20 protein-coding genes are annotated in these 18,957 nt (G+C 53.8%); 10 read left to right on the top strand and 10 right to left on the bottom strand.

The features are described 5' to 3' along the window. Window positions 1-51: 51 nt before the first annotated feature. Window positions 52-414: an endonuclease domain-containing protein gene (locus ACIPDS_RS18675; protein ID WP_400739276.1), complete on the bottom strand. Its 363-nt coding sequence runs from the start codon at window positions 412-414 to the stop codon at window positions 52-54. 197 nt (window positions 415-611) lie between these two features. Here ACIPDS_RS18675 and ACIPDS_RS18670 point away from each other — a divergent pair, with 197 nt between their 5' ends. From ACIPDS_RS18670 to cysM, 5 genes are all read left to right on the top strand, one after another. Beyond that, window positions 612-1,628 (top strand): sulfate ABC transporter substrate-binding protein, encoded by a 1,017-nt coding sequence (locus ACIPDS_RS18670; protein ID WP_400738987.1) that lies wholly within the window; start codon window positions 612-614, stop codon window positions 1,626-1,628. Continuing rightward, entirely contained in the window at window positions 1,628-2,461 is an 834-nt protein-coding gene (cysT, locus tag ACIPDS_RS18665) for a sulfate/thiosulfate ABC transporter permease CysT (protein WP_400738984.1), read from the top strand. The genes ACIPDS_RS18670 and cysT overlap by 1 nt, the downstream gene beginning before the upstream one ends. Next, a complete protein-coding gene (gene cysW / locus ACIPDS_RS18660; RefSeq protein WP_400738982.1) occupies window positions 2,461-3,336 on the top strand; it encodes a sulfate/thiosulfate ABC transporter permease CysW in 876 nt (291 codons plus the stop codon). Before cysT ends, cysW begins: the two co-directional genes overlap by 1 nt. Beyond that, a complete protein-coding gene (gene cysA / locus ACIPDS_RS18655; RefSeq protein ID WP_166516050.1) occupies window positions 3,326-4,420 on the top strand; it encodes a sulfate/thiosulfate ABC transporter ATP-binding protein CysA in 1,095 nt (364 codons plus the stop codon). The genes cysW and cysA overlap by 11 nt, the downstream gene beginning before the upstream one ends. A gap of 119 nt (window positions 4,421-4,539) precedes the next feature. Beyond that, window positions 4,540-5,451 carry a cysteine synthase CysM gene (gene cysM, locus ACIPDS_RS18650; RefSeq protein WP_400738978.1) on the top strand — a complete coding sequence of 304 codons (912 nt, stop codon included), beginning with the start codon at window positions 4,540-4,542 and terminating at the stop codon, window positions 5,449-5,451. Here the strand turns inward: cysM and ACIPDS_RS18645 are convergent. From ACIPDS_RS18645 to ptsJ, 3 genes are all read right to left on the bottom strand, one after another. After that, window positions 5,448-5,849: a YybH family protein gene (locus tag ACIPDS_RS18645; protein WP_400738975.1), complete on the bottom strand. Its 402-nt coding sequence runs from the start codon at window positions 5,847-5,849 to the stop codon at window positions 5,448-5,450. The two genes, cysM and ACIPDS_RS18645, sit on opposite strands and share 4 nt — an antisense overlap. Window positions 5,850-6,035: 186 nt before the next feature. Beyond that, the gene (locus tag ACIPDS_RS18640) at window positions 6,036-6,740 is read right to left on the bottom strand and encodes a type 1 glutamine amidotransferase (RefSeq protein WP_400738972.1); all 705 of its coding nucleotides are present in this window, start codon (window positions 6,738-6,740) and stop codon (window positions 6,036-6,038) included. Window positions 6,741-6,753: 13 nt separating this feature from the next. Then, on the bottom strand, window positions 6,754-8,049 hold the full coding sequence (ptsJ, locus tag ACIPDS_RS18635; protein ID WP_400738969.1) for a transcriptional regulator PtsJ: 1,296 nt from the start codon (window positions 8,047-8,049) through the stop codon (window positions 6,754-6,756). A gap of 84 nt (window positions 8,050-8,133) precedes the next feature. On the opposite strand from ptsJ, the gene pdxK reads away from it, so the two are divergent. Both pdxK and ACIPDS_RS18625 read left to right on the top strand, forming a co-directional pair. Next, the gene (gene pdxK, locus ACIPDS_RS18630) at window positions 8,134-9,000 is read left to right on the top strand and encodes a pyridoxine/pyridoxal/pyridoxamine kinase (protein WP_400738966.1); all 867 of its coding nucleotides are present in this window, start codon (window positions 8,134-8,136) and stop codon (window positions 8,998-9,000) included. Next, on the top strand, window positions 8,997-9,236 hold the full coding sequence (locus ACIPDS_RS18625) for a cytoplasmic protein (protein ID WP_400738963.1): 240 nt from the start codon (window positions 8,997-8,999) through the stop codon (window positions 9,234-9,236). Before pdxK ends, ACIPDS_RS18625 begins: the two co-directional genes overlap by 4 nt. A gap of 139 nt (window positions 9,237-9,375) precedes the next feature. Here the strand turns inward: ACIPDS_RS18625 and crr are convergent, their stop codons facing one another. The 5 genes from crr to cysZ form a co-directional block, all read right to left on the bottom strand. Next, complete coding sequence (gene crr / locus ACIPDS_RS18620) at window positions 9,376-9,885, bottom strand: PTS glucose transporter subunit IIA (protein WP_035896914.1); 510 nt, start codon at window positions 9,883-9,885, stop codon at window positions 9,376-9,378. Window positions 9,886-9,925: 40 nt separating this feature from the next. After that, a complete protein-coding gene (gene ptsI / locus ACIPDS_RS18615) occupies window positions 9,926-11,653 on the bottom strand; it encodes a phosphoenolpyruvate-protein phosphotransferase PtsI (protein WP_166516057.1) in 1,728 nt (575 codons plus the stop codon). Window positions 11,654-11,698: 45 nt separating this feature from the next. Next, window positions 11,699-11,956, bottom strand: a complete 258-nt coding sequence (gene ptsH / locus ACIPDS_RS18610) for a phosphocarrier protein Hpr (RefSeq protein ID WP_002913505.1) — start codon at window positions 11,954-11,956, stop codon at window positions 11,699-11,701. 383 nt (window positions 11,957-12,339) lie between these two features. Further along, the gene (cysK, locus tag ACIPDS_RS18605) at window positions 12,340-13,311 is read right to left on the bottom strand and encodes a cysteine synthase A (protein WP_166516058.1); all 972 of its coding nucleotides are present in this window, start codon (window positions 13,309-13,311) and stop codon (window positions 12,340-12,342) included. 257 nt (window positions 13,312-13,568) lie between these two features. Further along, window positions 13,569-14,330, bottom strand: a complete 762-nt coding sequence (gene cysZ, locus ACIPDS_RS18600) for a sulfate transporter CysZ (protein ID WP_166516059.1) — start codon at window positions 14,328-14,330, stop codon at window positions 13,569-13,571. A 230-nt stretch (window positions 14,331-14,560) separates the two neighbouring features. Between cysZ and zipA the strand changes: the two genes are divergently transcribed. From zipA to ACIPDS_RS18585, 3 genes are all read left to right on the top strand, one after another. Then, on the top strand, window positions 14,561-15,586 hold the full coding sequence (gene zipA, locus ACIPDS_RS18595; protein ID WP_400738947.1) for a cell division protein ZipA: 1,026 nt from the start codon (window positions 14,561-14,563) through the stop codon (window positions 15,584-15,586). A gap of 69 nt (window positions 15,587-15,655) precedes the next feature. Beyond that, the gene (gene ligA, locus ACIPDS_RS18590) at window positions 15,656-17,671 is read left to right on the top strand and encodes an NAD-dependent DNA ligase LigA (protein ID WP_400738944.1); all 2,016 of its coding nucleotides are present in this window, start codon (window positions 15,656-15,658) and stop codon (window positions 17,669-17,671) included. Between the two features lies 1 nt (window position 17,672). Continuing rightward, window positions 17,673-17,885 carry a DUF3820 family protein gene (locus ACIPDS_RS18585; protein ID WP_052282371.1) on the top strand — a complete coding sequence of 71 codons (213 nt, stop codon included), beginning with the start codon at window positions 17,673-17,675 and terminating at the stop codon, window positions 17,883-17,885. Here ACIPDS_RS18585 and ACIPDS_RS18580 read toward each other — a convergent pair. Next, entirely contained in the window at window positions 17,882-18,877 is a 996-nt protein-coding gene (locus ACIPDS_RS18580) for a bile acid:sodium symporter family protein (protein WP_166516062.1), read from the bottom strand. The genes ACIPDS_RS18585 and ACIPDS_RS18580 overlap by 4 nt on opposite strands. Window positions 18,878-18,957 lie beyond the last annotated feature (80 nt).

Here is an 18,957-nt window from a genome sequence, read left to right as displayed (position 1 = left end):
CGGTTTTGGTTGTGAAGCCGAAGGTGAAGTTCGCTCTTCCCCCTCTCCCTTTCAGGGAGAGGGCCGGGGTGAGGGTACAAACGATCTCAGTGCCTCAAGAATTTTCTCTAACACCGCCTCCTCATTTTCCATCAGCTCATTATTCCAGAACCGCAATACCCTCCACCCTTGCAACCCCAGCCATGTTGTTCTCCTTGCATCATATCTGGCCCTCTCATCATGCTGACCACCGTCCAATTCCACCGCCAGACGAGCAGTACAGCAAGCAAAGTCAAGTATATATGGCCCAACTGGATGCTGACGACGGAACTTAAACCGTGCAAATCGGCGGTCCCGAAGCTGATACCATAACCTGCGCTCCTGAGGCGTTAGTTCTCGCCTAAGCCGGCGAGCAAAATCAGATATATTTTCCATATCGAGCACTTTGCCCGAACATTTATTGTTTGTCAGAATGCCTTCAGGATTGTGGAATCTCGCTTCAGAAAGCATTTTCCTGGCGCTTATTCTCTTTTCAACTTCCAAATCACCAAACGGTATATAAAACCGTTACTCCTTTCGTGCCCGTTATAAATACACTGATGCTTAGAAAATCCTCATACTTAGGGTGCGCAATGGCTATGAACTTACTGAAAAAAGGATACCTGACGCTGGCGGCTTCGGTACTGCTGGTTGCACAGGCGCAGGCGACTGAGCTGTTGAATAGCTCCTATGACGTGTCCCGCGAGCTGTTTGCCGCCCTGAATCCGCCATTTGAGCAACAATGGGCTAAAGAGAATGGCGGCGATAAGCTGACCATTAAGCAATCTCACGCCGGTTCATCGAAACAGGCGCTGGCGATTTTGCAGGGCTTAAAAGCAGACGTTGTAACTTATAACCAGGTGACTGATGTGCAGATCCTGCACGACAAAGGCAATCTGATCCCGGCCGACTGGCAGTCGCGTTTGCCGAACAACAGCTCGCCTTTCTACTCGACCATGGCGTTCCTGGTGCGTAAGGGCAACCCGAAAAATATCCATAGCTGGAGCGATCTGGTACGCCCGGATGTGAAGCTGATTTTCCCTAATCCAAAAACTTCCGGTAACGCGCGCTACACCTACTTAGCAGCGTGGGGCGCGGCGGATCAAGCTGACGGTGGCGATAAAGCCAAAACCCAGCAGTTCATGACTCAGTTCCTCAAAAACGTCGAAGTGTTCGATACCGGCGGTCGTGGCGCAACGACCACCTTTGTAGAACGTGGTCTGGGCGATGTGCTGATCACCTTTGAATCGGAAGTGAACAACATTCGTAAGCAGTATGAAGACAAGGGCTTTGAAGTCGTGGTGCCGAAGGTCAACATCCTGGCGGAGTTCCCGGTCGCCTGGGTGGATAAAAACGTGAAAGCTAACGGCACTGAAAAGGCAGCGAAAGCCTATCTGAACTACCTCTACAGCCCGCAGGCGCAAACCATTATCACTGACTATTACTACCGCGTGAATAACCCGGAAGTGATGGATAAGCTCAAGGATAAATTCCCGCAGACCGAACTGTTCCGCGTTGAAGATAAGTTTGGTGCCTGGCCTGAGGTGATGAAAACCCATTTCGCCAGCGGTGGCGAGTTAGACAAGCTGTTAGCGGCGGGGCGTAAGTAATGTTTGCAGTTTCCTCCAGACGCGTGCTGCCAGGCTTTACCCTGAGCCTCGGCACCAGTCTGCTGTTTGTTTGCTTGATTCTGTTACTGCCGCTAAGCGCGCTGGTGATGCAGCTTGCTCAAATGAGCTGGGCGCAGTACTGGGAGGTTATTACCAACCCGCAGGTGGTGGCGGCCTATAAGGTCACGCTGCTGTCAGCGTTTGTGGCTTCTATTTTTAACGGCGTTTTCGGCCTGCTGATGGCGTGGATTTTAAGCCGCTACCGTTTTCCAGGCCGTACGCTTTTAGATGCGCTGATGGATTTGCCGTTTGCCCTGCCGACCGCGGTTGCAGGCCTGACGCTGGCGTCGCTGTTTTCCGTAAACGGCTTCTACGGCGAATGGCTGGCGAAATTTGATATCAAAGTAACCTACACCTGGATTGGCATTGCGGTGGCGATGGCCTTCACCAGCATCCCGTTTGTGGTGCGTACCGTACAACCGGTACTTGAGGAGCTGGGCCCGGAGTATGAAGAAGCGGCGGAAACCTTGGGCGCGACCCGCCTACAGAGCTTCCGTAAAGTGGTGCTGCCGGAGCTTTCTCCAGCGCTGCTGGCAGGGGTTGCGCTGTCGTTCACCCGCAGCCTCGGCGAATTTGGCGCGGTGATTTTCATCGCTGGCAACATTGCGTGGAAAACGGAAGTGACCTCGCTGATGATCTTTATTCGCTTGCAGGAGTTTGATTATCCCGCGGCGAGCGCGATTGCATCGGTGATACTTGCGGCCTCTCTGCTGCTGCTGTTTTCAATCAATACCTTGCAAAGTCGCTTTGGTCGACGTGTGGTAGGTCATTAATGGCGGAAGTGACTCAATTGAAGCGTTATGACGCGCCCCGCATCAACTGGGGCAAATGGTTTCTGATAGGTACCGGGATGCTGGTGTCGGCCTTTATTCTACTGGTACCGATGATCTATATCTTCGTTCAGGCCTTCAGCAAAGGGCTGATGCCGGTACTGCAAAACCTCGCCGACCCGGACATGCTGCACGCCATCTGGTTAACGGTGATGATTGCGCTGATTACCGTGCCGGTGAACTTGGTGTTTGGCGTGCTGCTGGCCTGGCTGGTGACGCGTTTTAACTTCCCGGGTCGCCAGCTGCTGCTGACGCTGCTGGATATCCCGTTTGCCGTCTCACCGGTGGTGGCAGGTCTGGTTTATCTGCTGTTCTATGGTTCCAACGGCCCGCTTGGCGGCTGGCTGGAAGCGCATAACCTGCAAATTATGTTTGCCTGGCCGGGCATGGTGCTGGTGACCATCTTCGTGACCTGCCCGTTCGTGGTCCGTGAATTGGTGCCAGTGATGTTAAGCCAGGGAAGCCATGAAGATGAAGCGGCGATATTGCTCGGCGCCTCCGGCTGGCAGATGTTTAAGCGCGTGACGCTGCCGAATATCCGCTGGGCGTTATTGTATGGCGTGGTGCTGACTAACGCCCGCGCGATTGGCGAGTTTGGTGCGGTTTCGGTGGTCTCCGGCTCGATTCGCGGTGAGACCTTATCGTTACCTTTACAGATTGAACTGCTGGAACAAGATTACAACACCGTCGGTTCCTTTACCGCGGCGGCGTTACTGACGTTGATGGCGATTCTGACCTTATTTTTAAAGAGTGCGTTGCAATGGCGTTTGCATAATCAGGAAAAACGCGCGCAACAGGAGGGAAATCATGAGCATTGAGATTGCCAATATTAAGAAGTCTTTTGGTCGCACCCAGGTGCTGAATGATATCTCTCTGGATATCCCTTCCGGTCAGATGGTGGCGCTGCTCGGGCCATCCGGTTCCGGTAAAACTACGTTGCTGCGTATCATCGCCGGGCTGGAGCACCAGACCAGCGGACATATTCGCTTCCAGGGGACTGATGTCAGTCGTCTGCATGCGCGCGATCGTAAAGTTGGCTTCGTATTCCAGCATTATGCCTTGTTCCGCCATATGACGGTGTTCGACAACATCGCCTTTGGCCTGACCGTGCTGCCGCGCCGTGAACGTCCCAATGCGGCGACCATTAAAGCCAAGGTTACCAAGCTGCTGGAGATGGTGCAGCTTGCCCATCTGGCAGACCGCTACCCGGCACAGCTTTCCGGTGGACAGAAGCAGCGCGTGGCGCTGGCCCGTGCGCTGGCGGTAGAGCCGCAGATTTTACTGCTCGATGAGCCTTTCGGCGCGCTGGATGCGCAGGTGCGTAAAGAGCTGCGTCGTTGGCTGCGCCAACTGCATGAGGAGCTGAAATTTACCAGCGTCTTCGTCACCCACGATCAGGAAGAGGCGATGGAAGTGGCCAACCGCGTGGTGGTGATGAGCCAGGGCAATATTGAGCAGGCTGATGAGCCAGAACAGGTCTGGCGTGAACCGGCGACCCGCTTCGTGCTGGAGTTTATGGGTGAGGTTAACCGCTTGCAAGGAACGGTCCGTGGCGGTCAGTTCCACGTGGGAGCGCATCGCTGGCCACTCGGCTACACGCCGTCATATCAGGGGCCGGTAGATTTGTTCCTGCGCCCGTGGGAGGTGGACGTGAGCCGTCGCACCAGCCTTGATTCTCCGCTCCCGGTTCAGGTGCTGGAAGCCAGCCCGAAAGGTCACTACACCCAATTAGTTGTTCAGCCTCTCGGGTGGTATGAGGAACCGTTAACGGTAGTGATGCGCGGTGATGATGCACCGCTGCGTGGCGACCGTCTCTTTGTTGGCTTGCAGAACGCACGTCTCTATCATGGCGACCAGCGTATTGAGCCCCATGAGACGCTTGCTCTTGCGGAGTCTGCCTGATAGGTTAATTTGCAGGTTTATCGCCCGGTGGCGCTTCGCTTACCGGGTCTACGGCGTATACCGTGATTTTGTAGGCCGGGTAAGCGAAGCGTCACCCGGCTTTTTCTTGGGCAGAAAACGTGAACACATTAGAACAAACCATCGGCAATACGCCGTTGGTCAAATTACAACGTCTGGGGCCGGACAACGGCAGCGAAATCTGGGTCAAGCTGGAAGGCAATAATCCGGCGGGCTCGGTAAAAGATCGCGCTGCGTTATCGATGATTGTTGAAGCGGAAAAACGCGGTGAAATTAAACCCGGCGACGTGCTGATTGAAGCCACCAGCGGTAACACCGGCATTGCGCTGGCGATGATTGCGGCGCTCAAAGGGTATCGGATGAAGCTTTTAATGCCGGACAACATGAGCCAGGAACGTCGCGCCGCCATGCGCGCCTACGGGGCCGAGCTGATTCTGGTGACCAAAGAGCAGGGCATGGAAGGCGCGCGCGATTTAGCGCTGGAAATGGCGCAGCGCGGCGAAGGCACGCTGCTTGATCAGTTCAATAACCCGGATAACCCCTATGCGCATTACACATCAACCGGGCCGGAAATCTGGCAACAAACGGCTGGCCGGATAACGCATTTTGTCTCAAGCATGGGCACCACCGGCACCATTACCGGCGTATCGCGTTTTCTGCGCGAGCAGCAAAAAGCGGTGACTATCGTCGGCCTCCAGCCGGAAGAGGGCAGCAGCATTCCGGGGATCCGCCGCTGGCCTGCGGAATATATGCCCGGAATTTTTAACGCCAGCCTGGTCGACCAGGTTATGGATATTCATCAAAATGACGCAGAAAACACCATGCGCGCGCTGGCGGTTAAGGAAGGTATTTTCTGTGGCGTCAGCTCCGGCGGCGCGGTAGCGGGTGCGCGACGAATTGCCGAGCAAAACCCCGGCGCGGTGGTGGTGGCGATCATCTGCGATCGCGGCGATCGCTACCTCTCAACCGGCGTGTTTGGCGAAGAGCACTTCAGCCAGGGCGCAGGGATTTAAATTTCGGGATTATCCAGCAGGTCTGTACCGTAGGAGTTATCTACGGTACACAGCCAGCGGTCCGAGAATTTTTGAAAAACGTAGGTGGCACGGCGCGTAACCTGCGTGGTGCCGCCATCCATCAACGGAATATCCAGCCGGGTTTCCATAATCACCAGCGCGTTATCGCCGCCTTCAATAATTTCCATTCGCCCCTGTGTTACCACCAGTCGATGTTGAAAGTAATCGGCAATGGCGATAAAGGCTTTGCGAATATTCTCTTTGCCGCTGACGACCATGCCCGGTTTGACCACCAGGGTGGCGTCGTCGGCGTAGTATTCCATAAGCGTCGCGTAGTCCTCCTGCGAGATGGCGCGGTCGCAGGCTTCGATTACGGCTTTTAGCGATGATGCTGACATAGGTTCTCCTGGGAGCGGGTGCCTCCCCGGCGGCGCTGCGCTTGGCCGGGCTACAAGGTGCAAACTCCCCGGCGGCGCTGCGCTTGGCCGGGCTACAGGGGGTAAACTCCCCGGATGTGCTGCGCTTGGCCGGGCTACGAGTTTGTGCCCTGTAGCCCGGACGAGGCGAAGCCGACTCCGGGGAAACTACTGGGTCAGCTTATCAAGGAATTCCCATAACTTCTGATTCATTTCACGATAATCGTGCGCGCGCATCTCTGCCACTGAGCGGATAAACGGTTTGCCTTTGGCCTCCGCCAGCTCCTGTTCGGAGTGTTGAATTAACCCCTCAACCGCTTCGGCAGTAAATTCCATATGGCACTGGAAGCCGTAAACCTTATCGCGGTACTGGACAATTTGACGTGGGCAGCCAGCGCTTTCGGCGAGAATCACCGTGTCAGCAGTGAGGCCTGGCATATCGTTGTGCCAGTGGCCCACGGTCAGACAGGAACCAAAGTGGTTGAATAATGGATGCTGTTGACCCGCGCTGGTAAGCGTAATCGGGAAGTGACCAATCTCTTTTTCCGGGCTCTGACCGACAGATGCCCCCAGCGCTTCACCAATCAATTGTGAACCAAGGCAGATTCCGACCACAATGCGTCCAGCGTCGATGGCCTGACGGATGAGCTTCTGTTCCGCAAGCGAGTCAAAATAAGGGCATTCAGTAAGCGTTGTGCGCGGTGACTGCGGGCCGCCAAATACGACGAGCATATCAAATCCGTCGGCATTAACAGGAACGCCTTCGTTCTCATAGACTCGAGTCCAGCTCACTTCGTGACCCCGCGTCCTGGCCCAGGGTAAATACGCACCGGCCGATTCAAATGATTCATGAATAACAAAATGGACTCGCACGAATTTTCTCCTGTTAAAGGCTTAGCGCTTGATGGATATCGGCTGCCAGCCGGGTGATGTCGCTATCATTGAGTGTGGAAATCGTAATACGTAAACCTTGTGCTGGGGCGTTAACGCCGAACGGCTCGCCTTCACGCACTAGCCATCCGGCTTTCGCCAGCGCAAATGCGGTGCTTTGACTAGCGTGACCAAGCGGCAGCCAGAAATTCAGACCATCGCCGGGAGCAATATTGTTAATCCCGCGCGCGCGTAACGCGCTATAAAGCTTATGCTGCTTTACCGCGTATAACTTCCGGGTTTCAGCAAGGCTTTGCTGATAGGACTCGTCGCTGAGGCAGGCGTAGGCCAGATCCTGTAGCAAATGGCTGACCCACTGGCTGCCGGAATTGAGACGCAGCCGTAGCTTTGCTGATGTGGCTTTATCACTGGCGACTAAAGCCAGACGAAGGTCGGGGCCTAACGTTTTTGACATTGAACGCACCACCGCCCAATGTAGCGTTTGCGGGGCGATGATGGGATACCACGGCGCGGATGAAACCAGGGCAAAGTGATCGTCGACAATCACCAGCACTTGCGGGTAGCGGTTGAGAATGTGCTTAAGCTTTGCCGCTCGCGCTTTGCTGAGGCTGTATCCCGTCGGATTGTGCGCGCGGGGGGTTATGATAACGGCCCGGGCACCTTTGCTGAGCGCTTCTTCAAGCTTCTCCGGCAGCATGCCTTCCTGGTCAATCGTAACTGGACTGGCGGTAAAGCCGCTATAGCGGAGCATGCTGATACTGCTCAGGAAGCAGGGGTCTTCAACGGCGACGCTATCGCCCGGCAGCAGGTGTGCGCACAGCAGTCGTTCAATGGCATCAATGGCCCCTGAGGTGAGGTTAATTTCACCGTCGACAGGCAGGGTTTCTTGCATCCATGTGCGAGCCCATTGCGACAGCTCAGATGAAACCGGCGCATCACCGTACAGACGGGGAGTACGGTGGATTCGCGGCAAATACTGACTGAGGTCAGGTAATCTTGCCGGATCGGGGTTCCCGCTTGAGAGGTCGGTCAACGGTGAGTGGGGATTGCCACCTTCCAGCGCGAGAGGGGGCGGCGTCTCTTTGACTACCGTGCCGTTGCGCCCAAGACTGAGCGCCAGGCCGGATGTGACCAGCCGCTTATAGGCCGCGGCGACGGTATTACGGTTAACATCAAGCTGTGCCGCCAGTTCACGTACCGGCGGCAGCGTTTGCCCCTTCGCCAGTTTGCCGCTGGTGATATGCTGGCGAATACTGTCGAAAATTTCACTGGCGCTTTTTCCGTCGATCATTATTGACCTATGACAAAATGAATTTTAGCATATGACGATAATAGTGAGCTGTAGGCCCGCTGTCCAGAGTCAGAGGAGAAGGTGATGGAGCAGGAGAGTGATATACAGTCGGTGCTCTTTAATGATAAGCATCGCGCGCTGCAAACGGATATTGTCGCCGTGCAGTCGCTGGTGGTATACGGCAGCGTAGGCAATAGCATTGCGGTTCCGGCCATCAAAGCACATGGGCTGCGGGTGACCGCCGTGCCAACGGTGCTGTTTAGTAATACCCCACATTACGACACGTTTTACGGTGGCGTCATTCCTGCTGAGTGGTTCGATGGCTATTTAAAAGCCCTGAACGAACGTGATGGGTTACGCGAGTTAAAAGCGGTGACCACCGGCTATATGGGCAGTGCAGAGCAAATTGCCCTTCTGGCACAGTGGCTTGAAACGGTGAAAATAACGCACCCGGATATCTGCATTCTGGTTGACCCGGTGATTGGCGATGTGGACAGCGGGATTTACGTGAAGGCGGAAATTCCTGAAGCCTATCGTAAGCATCTGCTGCCGTTAGCTCAGGGATTAACGCCGAATGTCTTTGAGCTTGAGATGCTCAGCGGTAAACCTTGCGGAACGCTGAACGAAGCCATTAGCGCCGCGCGCTCGTTGCTATCCGACTCCCTCAAGTGGGTGGTTATCACAAGCGCACCAGGCCAGACGGCTGACAATATTACCGTTGCCGTGGTCACGGCGGACGCGACGGCCATCATCGATCATCCTCGTCTGGAAACGGACTTAAAAGGCACCGGCGATCTTTTCTGTGCCGAATTGATTAGCGGCATTGTTCAACACAAGACGCTTTCTGATGCCGCGCGCGATGCCGCTGAACGGGTTCTTGAGGTGATGAACTGGACGCAAAAGTGCGGCTGCGATGAATTAATTCTGCCACCGGCAGGGGAGGCGCGATGAAGAGTTATCGTCTGGTCGTTCATCAAAACGGTCGGCTTATCGGCCATTTCGAAACCAGTGGCCGCAATGCGTTAGAAGATGTTTGCGTTGCGCGGGCGATATTTGGCGTCACCGGCGGTTACCAGTGTGAACTTCAGGTATCTGATTGTGAGCGTCGGATGCTGGAAAGCGGGCCGGAGGGGATGAAAATCCTGATGCGCGAGCCGTGCTTTCGCCCGATGACGTCAGAGTTGTAAACGGTCGCAAAATCGTAGGCCTGATAAGCGCAGCGCCATCAGGCAATTACGCCGCACATTGCCGGATGGCGCTGCGCTTATCCGGCCTACAGGCAAAAAAAATGGCGCCAATCGGCGCCATTTCTCTATGCAGCAAGAATTACTTCTTGATGCGGATAACCGGAGTTTCGCCCACGGTTACGCTGCCAGAAAGCTTGGTCAGCTCTTTGATCTCGTCCATGTTGGAGATAACAACCGGAGTCAGGGTAGACTTGGCTTTCTCTTCCAGCAGGGCCAGATCGAACTCAATCACAGTGTCGCCAACTTTAACGCGCTGGCCTTCTTCTGCGATACGGGTGAAACCTTCGCCTTTCAGCTCAACGGTATCAATACCGAAGTGAACGAACAACTCGATGCCGCTATCGGATTCGATAGAGAAAGCGTGGTTGGTTTCAAAGATTTTACCGATGGTGCCGTCAACCGGTGCAACCATTTTGTTACCGGTCGGTTTGATAGCAATGCCATCACCAACAATTTTCTCAGCAAACACTACATCCGGCACGTCTTCAATATTGACGATTTCACCAGAGAGCGGTGCAATAATCTCAATTGTTCCTGTGTCTTTTTTGTCATCAGAAACCAGAGATTTCAGTTTATCGAACAAACCCATGATCTTCTCCTAAGCAGTAATTTGGGCCGCATCTCGTGGATTAGCAGATTGTTTTTTCTTCAATGAACTTGTTAACTAGCGCTAATAACTCGTCCGTTGTTGGTTGAGCAAGAGCTTGCTCTGCTAATACCTTCGCATCTTCGAAGTTCGTGTTACGAATAATCTTCTTAATGCGCGGGATAGAAATGGCGCTCATAGAGAATTCGTCCAGACCCATCCCCAGCAACAGAAGTGTAGCACGTTCGTCGCCTGCAAGCTCACCACACATGCCAGTCCATTTACCTTCAGCATGAGAAGCATCAATAACTTGCTTGATCAGCGTCAGAACGGATGGTGACATGGGTTGGTAAAGATGCGAGATCATATCATTACCACGGTCAACTGCCAGAGTATACTGCGTTAAATCATTGGTACCGATACTAAAGAAATCAACTTCTTTGGCCAAGTGACGAGCAATCGTTGCCGCGGCCGGTGTTTCCACCATCACGCCGACTTCGATGGTTTCGTCAAATGCTTTACCTTCGTCACGCAGTTCCTGCTTGTAGATTTCGATCTCTTTTTTCAGTGCACGCACTTCTTCAACAGAGATGATCATCGGGAACATGATGCGAAGTTTACCGAAAGCAGAGGCACGCAGGATAGCGCGAACCTGGTCACGCAGGATCTCTTTACGATCCATAGCGATACGCACGGCACGCCAGCCCAGGAACGGGTTCTCTTCTTTCGGGAAGTTCATGTACGGCAGCTCTTTATCGCCACCGATGTCCATGGTACGGACGATGACCGCCTGAGAGCCACAGGCTTCAGCAACGGCTTTATAGGCAGCAAACTGTTCTTCTTCAGTTGGCAGCGCATCGCGGTCCATGAACAGGAATTCGGTACGGTACAGGCCAACGCCTTCCGCGCCGTTACGCTCGGCACCGTCGATATCACGCACGGTACCGATGTTTGCGCAAACTTCAACCTGGTGGCCATCAAGGGTGATTGCCGGCAGATCTTTGAGTTTCGCAAGTTCTGCTTTCTCGGTCGCAACCTGCTCTTGAACAGCACGCAGCTCTTCGATTTTTTCGTTATTTGGGTTGACGTAAACCAGGTTGTTTACGGCATCCAGAATCAGATAGTCGCCATTCTTCACTTGTGCAGTGACGCTACCGGTGCCCACGATCGCTGGCAGCTCGAGGGAGCGCGCCATGATAGAGGTGTGGGAAGTACGGCCACCCGCATCTGTGATAAAGCCCAGCACCTTGTCCAGGTTCAGCTGTGCAGTTTCAGACGGCGTCAGGTCAGCAGCAACCAGGATAACTTCATCCTGAATAGCGCTAAGGTCGATGATCGCCAGACCCAGGATGTTGCGCAGCAGGCGCTTACCGATGTCACGTACGTCAGCCGCACGCTCTTTCAGGTATTCATCATCCAGTTCTTCCAGGGCAGTTGCCTGACCTTCGATAACTTCATGTGCAGCCGCGTCGGCCGTCATGCCTTTATCTTTAATCAGGGCTATGATTTCCTGCTCCAGCTCCTCATCTTCAAGCAGCATGATGTGCCCTTCGAAGATGGCTTCTTTTTCTTCACCAAAAGTTTCGCCAGCTTTAGTTTTGATAGCTTCAAGCTGAGCGGATGCCTTAGCACGGCCGCTCAGAAAACGCTCAACTTCCTGCTCAACCTTATCGGCAGAAATTTTCTTCCGGTCGATGACAATCTCATCTTCTTTCAGCAGCAATGCTTTGCCGAAAGCGATACCCGGGGATGCTAAAATGCCTGAAATCATAACCCTACCTTACTTGTGACTGATATTGAAAAAAACTCGTTGAACTTACTCGAGTTCAGCCATCAGTTTAACCAGATGTTCAACTGCTTTCTGCTCGTCTTCACCTTCTGCGGACAGGGTGACTACGGTGCCCTGGGTCAGGCCCAGAGTTTGCAGTTTGAACAGGCTTTTCGCGCTAGCGCTTTTGCCGTTGGAGGTCACAGTGATCTCGGAAGTGAAGCCTTTAGCTTCTTTAACGAACTGAGCAGCAGGGCGGGTATGAAGACCGTTCGGAGCGGTAATGGTAACTTCTTGCTGGAACATTGTATTTCCCCAACTTATAGGTTTTGTGTTGTGGAACTAAAGTCTAGCCTGGTGGCTACACTTTAGCCTGTATTACTCATTAAGCGACGTCTACTAAATCACCGCTGTCGCTGGAGATGAACTCTCAACGCAGCCGCTTCTGGCCTTTGACGTTTCGCTTACCATTAAACATTATGCCGTGAAAGCAGGATTTGAACCAAATCATAAAATCGATTCAGCTACTGGAAAATCTGTTAAGAATAATTTCGCGGCTCAAAATAAATATGATGGTTAAATACCAGACCTACGGAAGTGAAGCAATGCCAGAGGGGGTAAAACTTTGATGCACGCCACAAAAAAGCACCCAGATGGGTGCTTTTTTACACGAATTTAACGTGCTGGCACTACTGTTGCAGTTCTTTCTCTGTGAAGAGATCTGCGAACAATGCGGTGCTCAAATAGCGCTCACCTGAAGAAGGTAGGATAACCACAATATTCTTATTGGTAAAGGTTTCATCTTCCTGAAGTTTGAGCGCAGCGGCAACGGCGGCACCGGAAGAAATACCGGCAAGAATGCCTTCTTCTTCCATCAGACGGCGTGCGGTAGAAATGGCTTCTTCATTGGTGATGGCAACCACTTTATCAATCAATTTCAGATCGAGGTTACCCGGGATGAAACCGGCGCCGATCCCCTGGATCTTGTGCGGGCCAGGTTTTAACTCTTCACCCGCCAGCGCCTGAGCGATAACCGGTGAGTCGGTAGGCTCAACGGCAACGGCGATCAGATCGGTTTTGCCTTTTGTGCCTTTAATGTAGCGCGTCACGCCGGTCAGCGTACCGCCGGTGCCCACGCCAGCAATGAATACGTCAACCTGGCCATCGGTATCTTCCCAGATCTCAGGGCCAGTGGTTTTTTCGTGGATTTCCGGGTTAGCCGGGTTGCTGAACTGCTGCAGCAGCAGGAATTTTTCTGGATTGCTGGCCACAATTTCTTCGGCTTTCTGAATGGCACCTTTCATGCCTTTCGCGCCTTCGGTCAGTACCAGGTTCGCGCCCAGCGCTTTCAGCAGCTTGCGGCGTTCGATACTCATGGTTTCTGGCATGGTCAGCGTCAGTTTGTAACCGCGTGCAGCGGCGACATAGGCCAGAGCGATACCGGTGTTACCGCTGGTAGGCTCAACCAGTTCAACGCCAGCCTTCAGCACGCCACGTTTTTCGGCATCCCAAATCATATTGGCACCGATACGGCATTTGACGCTAAAGCTTGGGTTACGTGATTCAACCTTCGCCAGGATGCGCCCGTTACCGATGCGGTTCAGTCGTACCAGCGGCGTATGACCGATAGTCAGGGAGTTATCTTCAAAAATCTTACTCATGGCCTGTCCTTAACTGTATGAAATTTGGGGTACTGAACCAGCATACCTGCTTAAAGATTCTGCGGAAGTAAGGATTTAGCATATCTATATACTGAAGGGAAATAATGGCAAGCCGGATGGAATAAGGCAGGGCATAAGGGAAACGGTAGGCCGGATGGCGGCGTAACGCCTCATCCGGCAACTTGCGGGGGGTTATGTCGGATGGCGCAGCGCTTATCCGACCTACAACGTCAGCCAAGCATTATGCGGGAATGAGGTTATTTCCACATCGCATGCTTATCGCGATAACAGTCAACCCACATGGCGGTGGCGCCGCAGATGGCGACCGGAATAATAACCAGGTTGAGTACCGGAATAAGCGTAAACAAGCTGACCAGCGAACCAAACTGCATGTTGTTGACCTTACGCGTTCTCAGCGCATCACGCATGGTTTTGAACGGGACTTTGTGGTTATCAAACGGATAGTCACAGTACTGAATGGCCAGCATCCAGGCGCTGAACAAGAACCACAATACCGGTGCAACGGTCTGGCCGATACCCGGAATAAAGTACAGCAGCAGAAGGACGATGGCGCGCGGCAGATACCAGGCGAGCTTTTGCCATTCGCGCTTCATAATACGCGGCAGGTCTTTCATGATGCCAATCACACCGGTATCCGGTGGGGTCGCGCCGGTTAGTCGTGCTTCTAGCTGTTCGGCAAGCAGACCGTTAAACGGGGCGGCAATCCAGTTGGCAATGGTAGAAAAGAAGTAGCCAAAGACCAATAGAATAGACAGCACAATCAACGGCCAGAGCAGATAGCTCAGCCACTGTAGCCAGTCGGGAATACGGCTCATTAACGAGGGGATCCAGCTGCCCAGCTTGCTGAACAGCCACCAGAAAGCGCCACCCATCAGGACGATATTGACTAACAACGGTAAAATGACGAAACGCCGGATACCCGGCAAGCCGATCAGTTTCCAGCCCTGAGAAAAGTAGTAAACGCCGCTACGCGCGGAAGGGGTGGACGATGAAACCATGGTCAGGTAATGCTCCTTTGTCTGACTACATTGAAAAGACAACTCTATATTATCGGGTTGTTGGACAATGACCAGTTAAGAAATGTTCGAAAAAACAGCAAAAAACACGATTTAGTCCATCTTTATGCGGTGAAACCCTTAAGTGCACTTGCACTTGACGTGATGGGCAAATACTCTTAGTGAGTAAATGTTTGCCGTGGTGGCAAGGTGTTAGAACAACAGAGAATATAATGATGCAGGATTTGCGTCTGATATTAATCATTGTTGGCGCGATCGCCATACTCGCTTTACTGGTTCATGGTTTCTGGACGAGCCGTAAAGAACGTTCATCGATGTTCCGCGATCGTCCAATAAAGCGTATGAAGTCTCGTGAAGCCGATGATGTGTCGGAAGACGACTTTGATGACAATGTTGAAGGCGTGGGTGAAGTTCGTGTCCACAAGGTCAATCACGCCCCTGGGGTTACCGGGGAGCATGAAGCCCCTCGCCAGTCGCCTCAACACCAGTACCAGCCGCCTTACGAGCGTCAGGCGCCAGCGCCTGTGCGTCCGCAAGAGCCGGTACAGCCGCCGCCTGTGCAACAGCCCGTACAGCATGCGCCGGTGCAGCAGCCACCGGTACAGCCTACGCCTGCGCCACAGCACGTACAGCAGCCAGTACGTCCGCAGGTGGTTGAGCCGCAGCCTGTGCAGCAGCAGCCTTTGGCACCTCAGCCGGTTGCGCCACAGCCTGTTCAGCCTGTAGAAGCGCCCGTTGCTTCCCAGCAACCCGTGCAGCAACCGCAGCCTGAACCGCCAGCACCAGCGCCAGAACCTGCGCCGGTCGCACGTGAGCGTAAAGAGACGGTTATCGTGATGAACGTTTCTGCGCACCAGGGCTCGTTCATTAACGGCGAAGTCCTTCTTAACAGTATTCAGCAGGCTGGCTTTAAATTTGGCGACATGAATATCTTCCATCGCCATCTCAGCCCTGACGGTAGCGGCCCTGCGCTGTTTAGCCTTGCCAACATGCTGAAGCCAGGGACTTTTGACCCGGATAACATGGGCGAGATGCAAACGCCTGGCGTTACGATGTTTATGCAGGTTCCTGCTTACGGTGATGAACTGCAAAACTTCAAGCTGATGCTTCAGTCAGCGCAGTACATCGCTGATGAAGTGGGCGGTGTGGTGCTTGACGATCAGCGCCGCATGATGACTCCGCAAAAAATGCGTGAGTATCAGGATCGTATCCGTGAAGTGATCGACGCTAACGCCTGATAGCTTCGCGACTATCCAATCCTTCCTGAACCCCCGCCTGTCGGGGGTTTTTTATATTGATGGTGTGATATGCAACCAATAGAACAACAACTGACCGAACTGCGAACGACGCTTCGCCATCATGAATACCTCTATCACGTCCTGGACACTCCCGAACTGCCGGACGCCGAATACGATCGCCTGATGCGCGAACTGCGTGAGCTGGAAGCACAGCATCCTGAGCTTATCACTCCCGATTCCCCCACTCAGCGCGTCGGCGCGCAGCCGCTGGGCGCATTTAGTCAGATTCGCCATGAAGTTCCTATGTTGTCGCTGGATAACGTGTTTGATGAAGAGAGCTTCCTTGCTTTCAACAAGCGCGTGCAGGATCGCCTAAAAAGTGCAGACAAACTGACCTGGTGCTGCGAACTCAAGCTCGATGGCCTGGCGGTCAGTATTCTGTATGAAAACGGTGTTCTGGTGAGTGCGGCAACGCGCGGCGACGGGACTACCGGTGAAGATATCACCTCCAATGTGCGTACCATTCGTGCTATCCCATTGAAACTGCATGGGGAAAATATTCCGGCGCGTCTGGAAGTACGTGGTGAAGTCTTTATGCCGCAGGCTGGCTTTGAAAAAATCAATGACGAAGCCCGTCGCACCGGCAACAAAGTGTTTGCTAACCCGCGTAATGCTGCTGCCGGTTCATTGCGCCAGCTGGACCCACGTATTACCGCGAAGCGACCGCTTACTTTCTTCTGTTACGGCGTGGGCGTACTGGAAGGAGGGGAACTGCCGGACACCCATCTGGGCCGTTTGCTGCAGTTTAAAGCGTGGGGACTGCCGGTCAGCAATCGCGTGAAGCTATGCGACTCACCTGAGGAAGTGCTTGCTTACTATCGCCAGGTGGAAGAAGACCGCCCGACGTTAGGCTTTGATATTGATGGTGTGGTCATCAAGGTCAATTCATTGGCATTACAAGAACAGCTTGGTTTTGTGGCTCGTGCTCCCCGTTGGGCGGTGGCATTCAAATTCCCGGCACAGGAGCAAATGACCTTCGTGCGCGACGTCGAGTTCCAGGTAGGGCGCACCGGCGCGATTACGCCGGTGGCGCGTCTGGAGCCGGTTCAGGTCGCTGGCGTGCTGGTGAGTAACGCGACGTTGCACAATGCCGATGAGATTGACCGTCTGGGGCTGCGCATTGGCGATAAAGTGGTTATCCGCCGTGCCGGTGATGTTATCCCACAGGTCGTCAACGTGGTGCTTTCGGAGCGTCCTGCCGAAACGCAGGAGATCGTTTTCCCGACCCATTGCCCGGTGTGCAACTCTGACGTTGAACGTGTTGAAGGCGAAGCCGTAGCCCGCTGTACCGGTGGCTTAATCTGTGGTGCGCAGCGTAAAGAAGCGCTCAAGCATTTCGTCTCTCGCCGTGCGCTTGACGTCGACGGGATGGGCGACAAAATTATCGACCAGTTGGTGGAGAAAGAGTACGTTCATACGCCGGCCGACCTCTTTAGCCTGACGGCAGGAAAACTGACCGGGCTCGATCGCATGGGGCCGAAATCCGCGCAGAATGTGGTGAGCGCGCTGGAGAAAGCCAAACAGACAACCTTTGCCCGTTTCCTGTATGCATTAGGCATCCGTGAAGTGGGGGAAGCGACCGCGGCCGGGCTGGCTGCCTTTTTCGGGACGCTTGAAGCACTGGAAGCCGCAACGGTTGAAGAGCTTCAGAAAGTCCCGGACGTCGGCGTTGTGGTGGCTAATCACGTGTTTAACTTCTTTGCAGAAGAGAGTAACCGTGAGGTTATCCAGCAGCTACTCAAACAGGGCGTGAACTGGCCTGCACCGGTAGTGATTAATGCTGAAGAGATCGACAGTCCCTTCGCCGGCAAAACCGTGGTGCTGACCGGCAGCTTAAGCCAGATGTCCCGCGATGATGCTAAAGCGCGTCTGATTGAGCTTGGCGCAAAAGTGGCGGGCAGCGTGTCGAAAAAGACCGATCTGGTGATTGCCGGGGAAGCGGCGGGCTCTAAGCTTGCTAAAGCGCAGGAACTGGGCATTGAGGTGATCGACGAAGCTGAAATGCTGCGTCTGTTAGGAGCCTGAGGTGGATAAAGAGCAGCTTATTGAGATAGCTAACACTGAAATGCCGTTCGGCAAATATAAGGGGCGCAGACTGATTGATGTGCCTGAAGAATATCTGCTGTGGTTTGCCCGTAAGGACGAGTTTCCTGCCGGGCATCTTGGCGAGTTAATGCAGCTGACGCTACTGATTAAAACCGAGGGGCTAAGCCAACTGGTTCAGCCCCTGAAGCGCTAGCTGCCGATGCGGGCCGCTTCTTCGGCCTGCAATTTCTCTGTCTGCGCTTTGTAGCGACGCGCCAGCACCGCACAGGTCATCAGCTGAATCTGATGGAAGATCATCAGTGGCAGCACCATCATTCCCAGCACGGATGTCGGGAAAAGAATATTGGCCATCGGAATACCGTTGGCCAGACTCTTTTTCGAGCCGCAGAACACAATGGTAATCTCATCCGCTTTATCAAAGCCCAGCCGACGCGCGACCACGGTATTTATCACAATAACCAGCGCCAGCAGCACGATGCTGACCACCACGATAAACAGCAGTGAACCGACGCCCACCTTGTGCCAGATCCCGTTGACCACCGCCTCACTAAAGGCTGAATAGACGACCAGCAGAATCGATGTCTGGTCGGTTTTTGCAATCCACTTTTTGTGTTTGGTCACAAACGCCGCCGTCCACGGACGTGAGAGGTGGCCCAGCACAAACGGGAGCAGCAGCTGCAGCATGATTTTACCCACCTGCTCAAGGCTACCGCCTGCGCCGTGTACGTTCATTACCAGTCCGACCAGCAGCGGCGAGAGGAAGATCCCCAGCAGGCTGGAAGCGGAAGCGGAACACACGGCTGCCGCGACGTTGCCGCCGGCAAGCGAGGTAAAGGCAATGGCCGACTGAACGGTGGCGGGCAGAATACACAGATACAGGAAACCGGCGTACAGCTGCGGGTCGACGTTAATCGGAGCCCACCAGGCAAACAGCACGCCCAGCACCGGGAAGACCACGAAGGTGCTACACATCACCCATAAATGCAGTCGCCAGTGGCTTCCGCCAGCAATAATCGACTCCCGTGACAGCTTAGCGCCGTGCATAAAGAACAGCAGCGCAATGGCGGCGGTGGTCAGGTTTTCGAAAAAGGGGACAAAGTCGCCGCGCGCCGGAAAGAAGGTGGCAAGCAGAACGACGGCGATAAGCGTTAGCGTGAAGGGATCCAGAATACGGAAAAGTTTCATAAAAACTCCTGAAGATCGATGCAGACATTTTGCTTTTTTATTTTTGAGAAATAAAATTGATTTATTGCATCCATTCATGA

The sequence above is a fragment of the Kluyvera sp. NPDC087067 genome (assembly GCF_044745165.1).
Lineage (GTDB): Bacteria > Pseudomonadota > Gammaproteobacteria > Enterobacterales > Enterobacteriaceae > Kluyvera.
The sequence above is the reverse complement of the archived record's forward strand: the minus strand, read 5'-3'. Positions and strand labels throughout refer to the sequence as shown.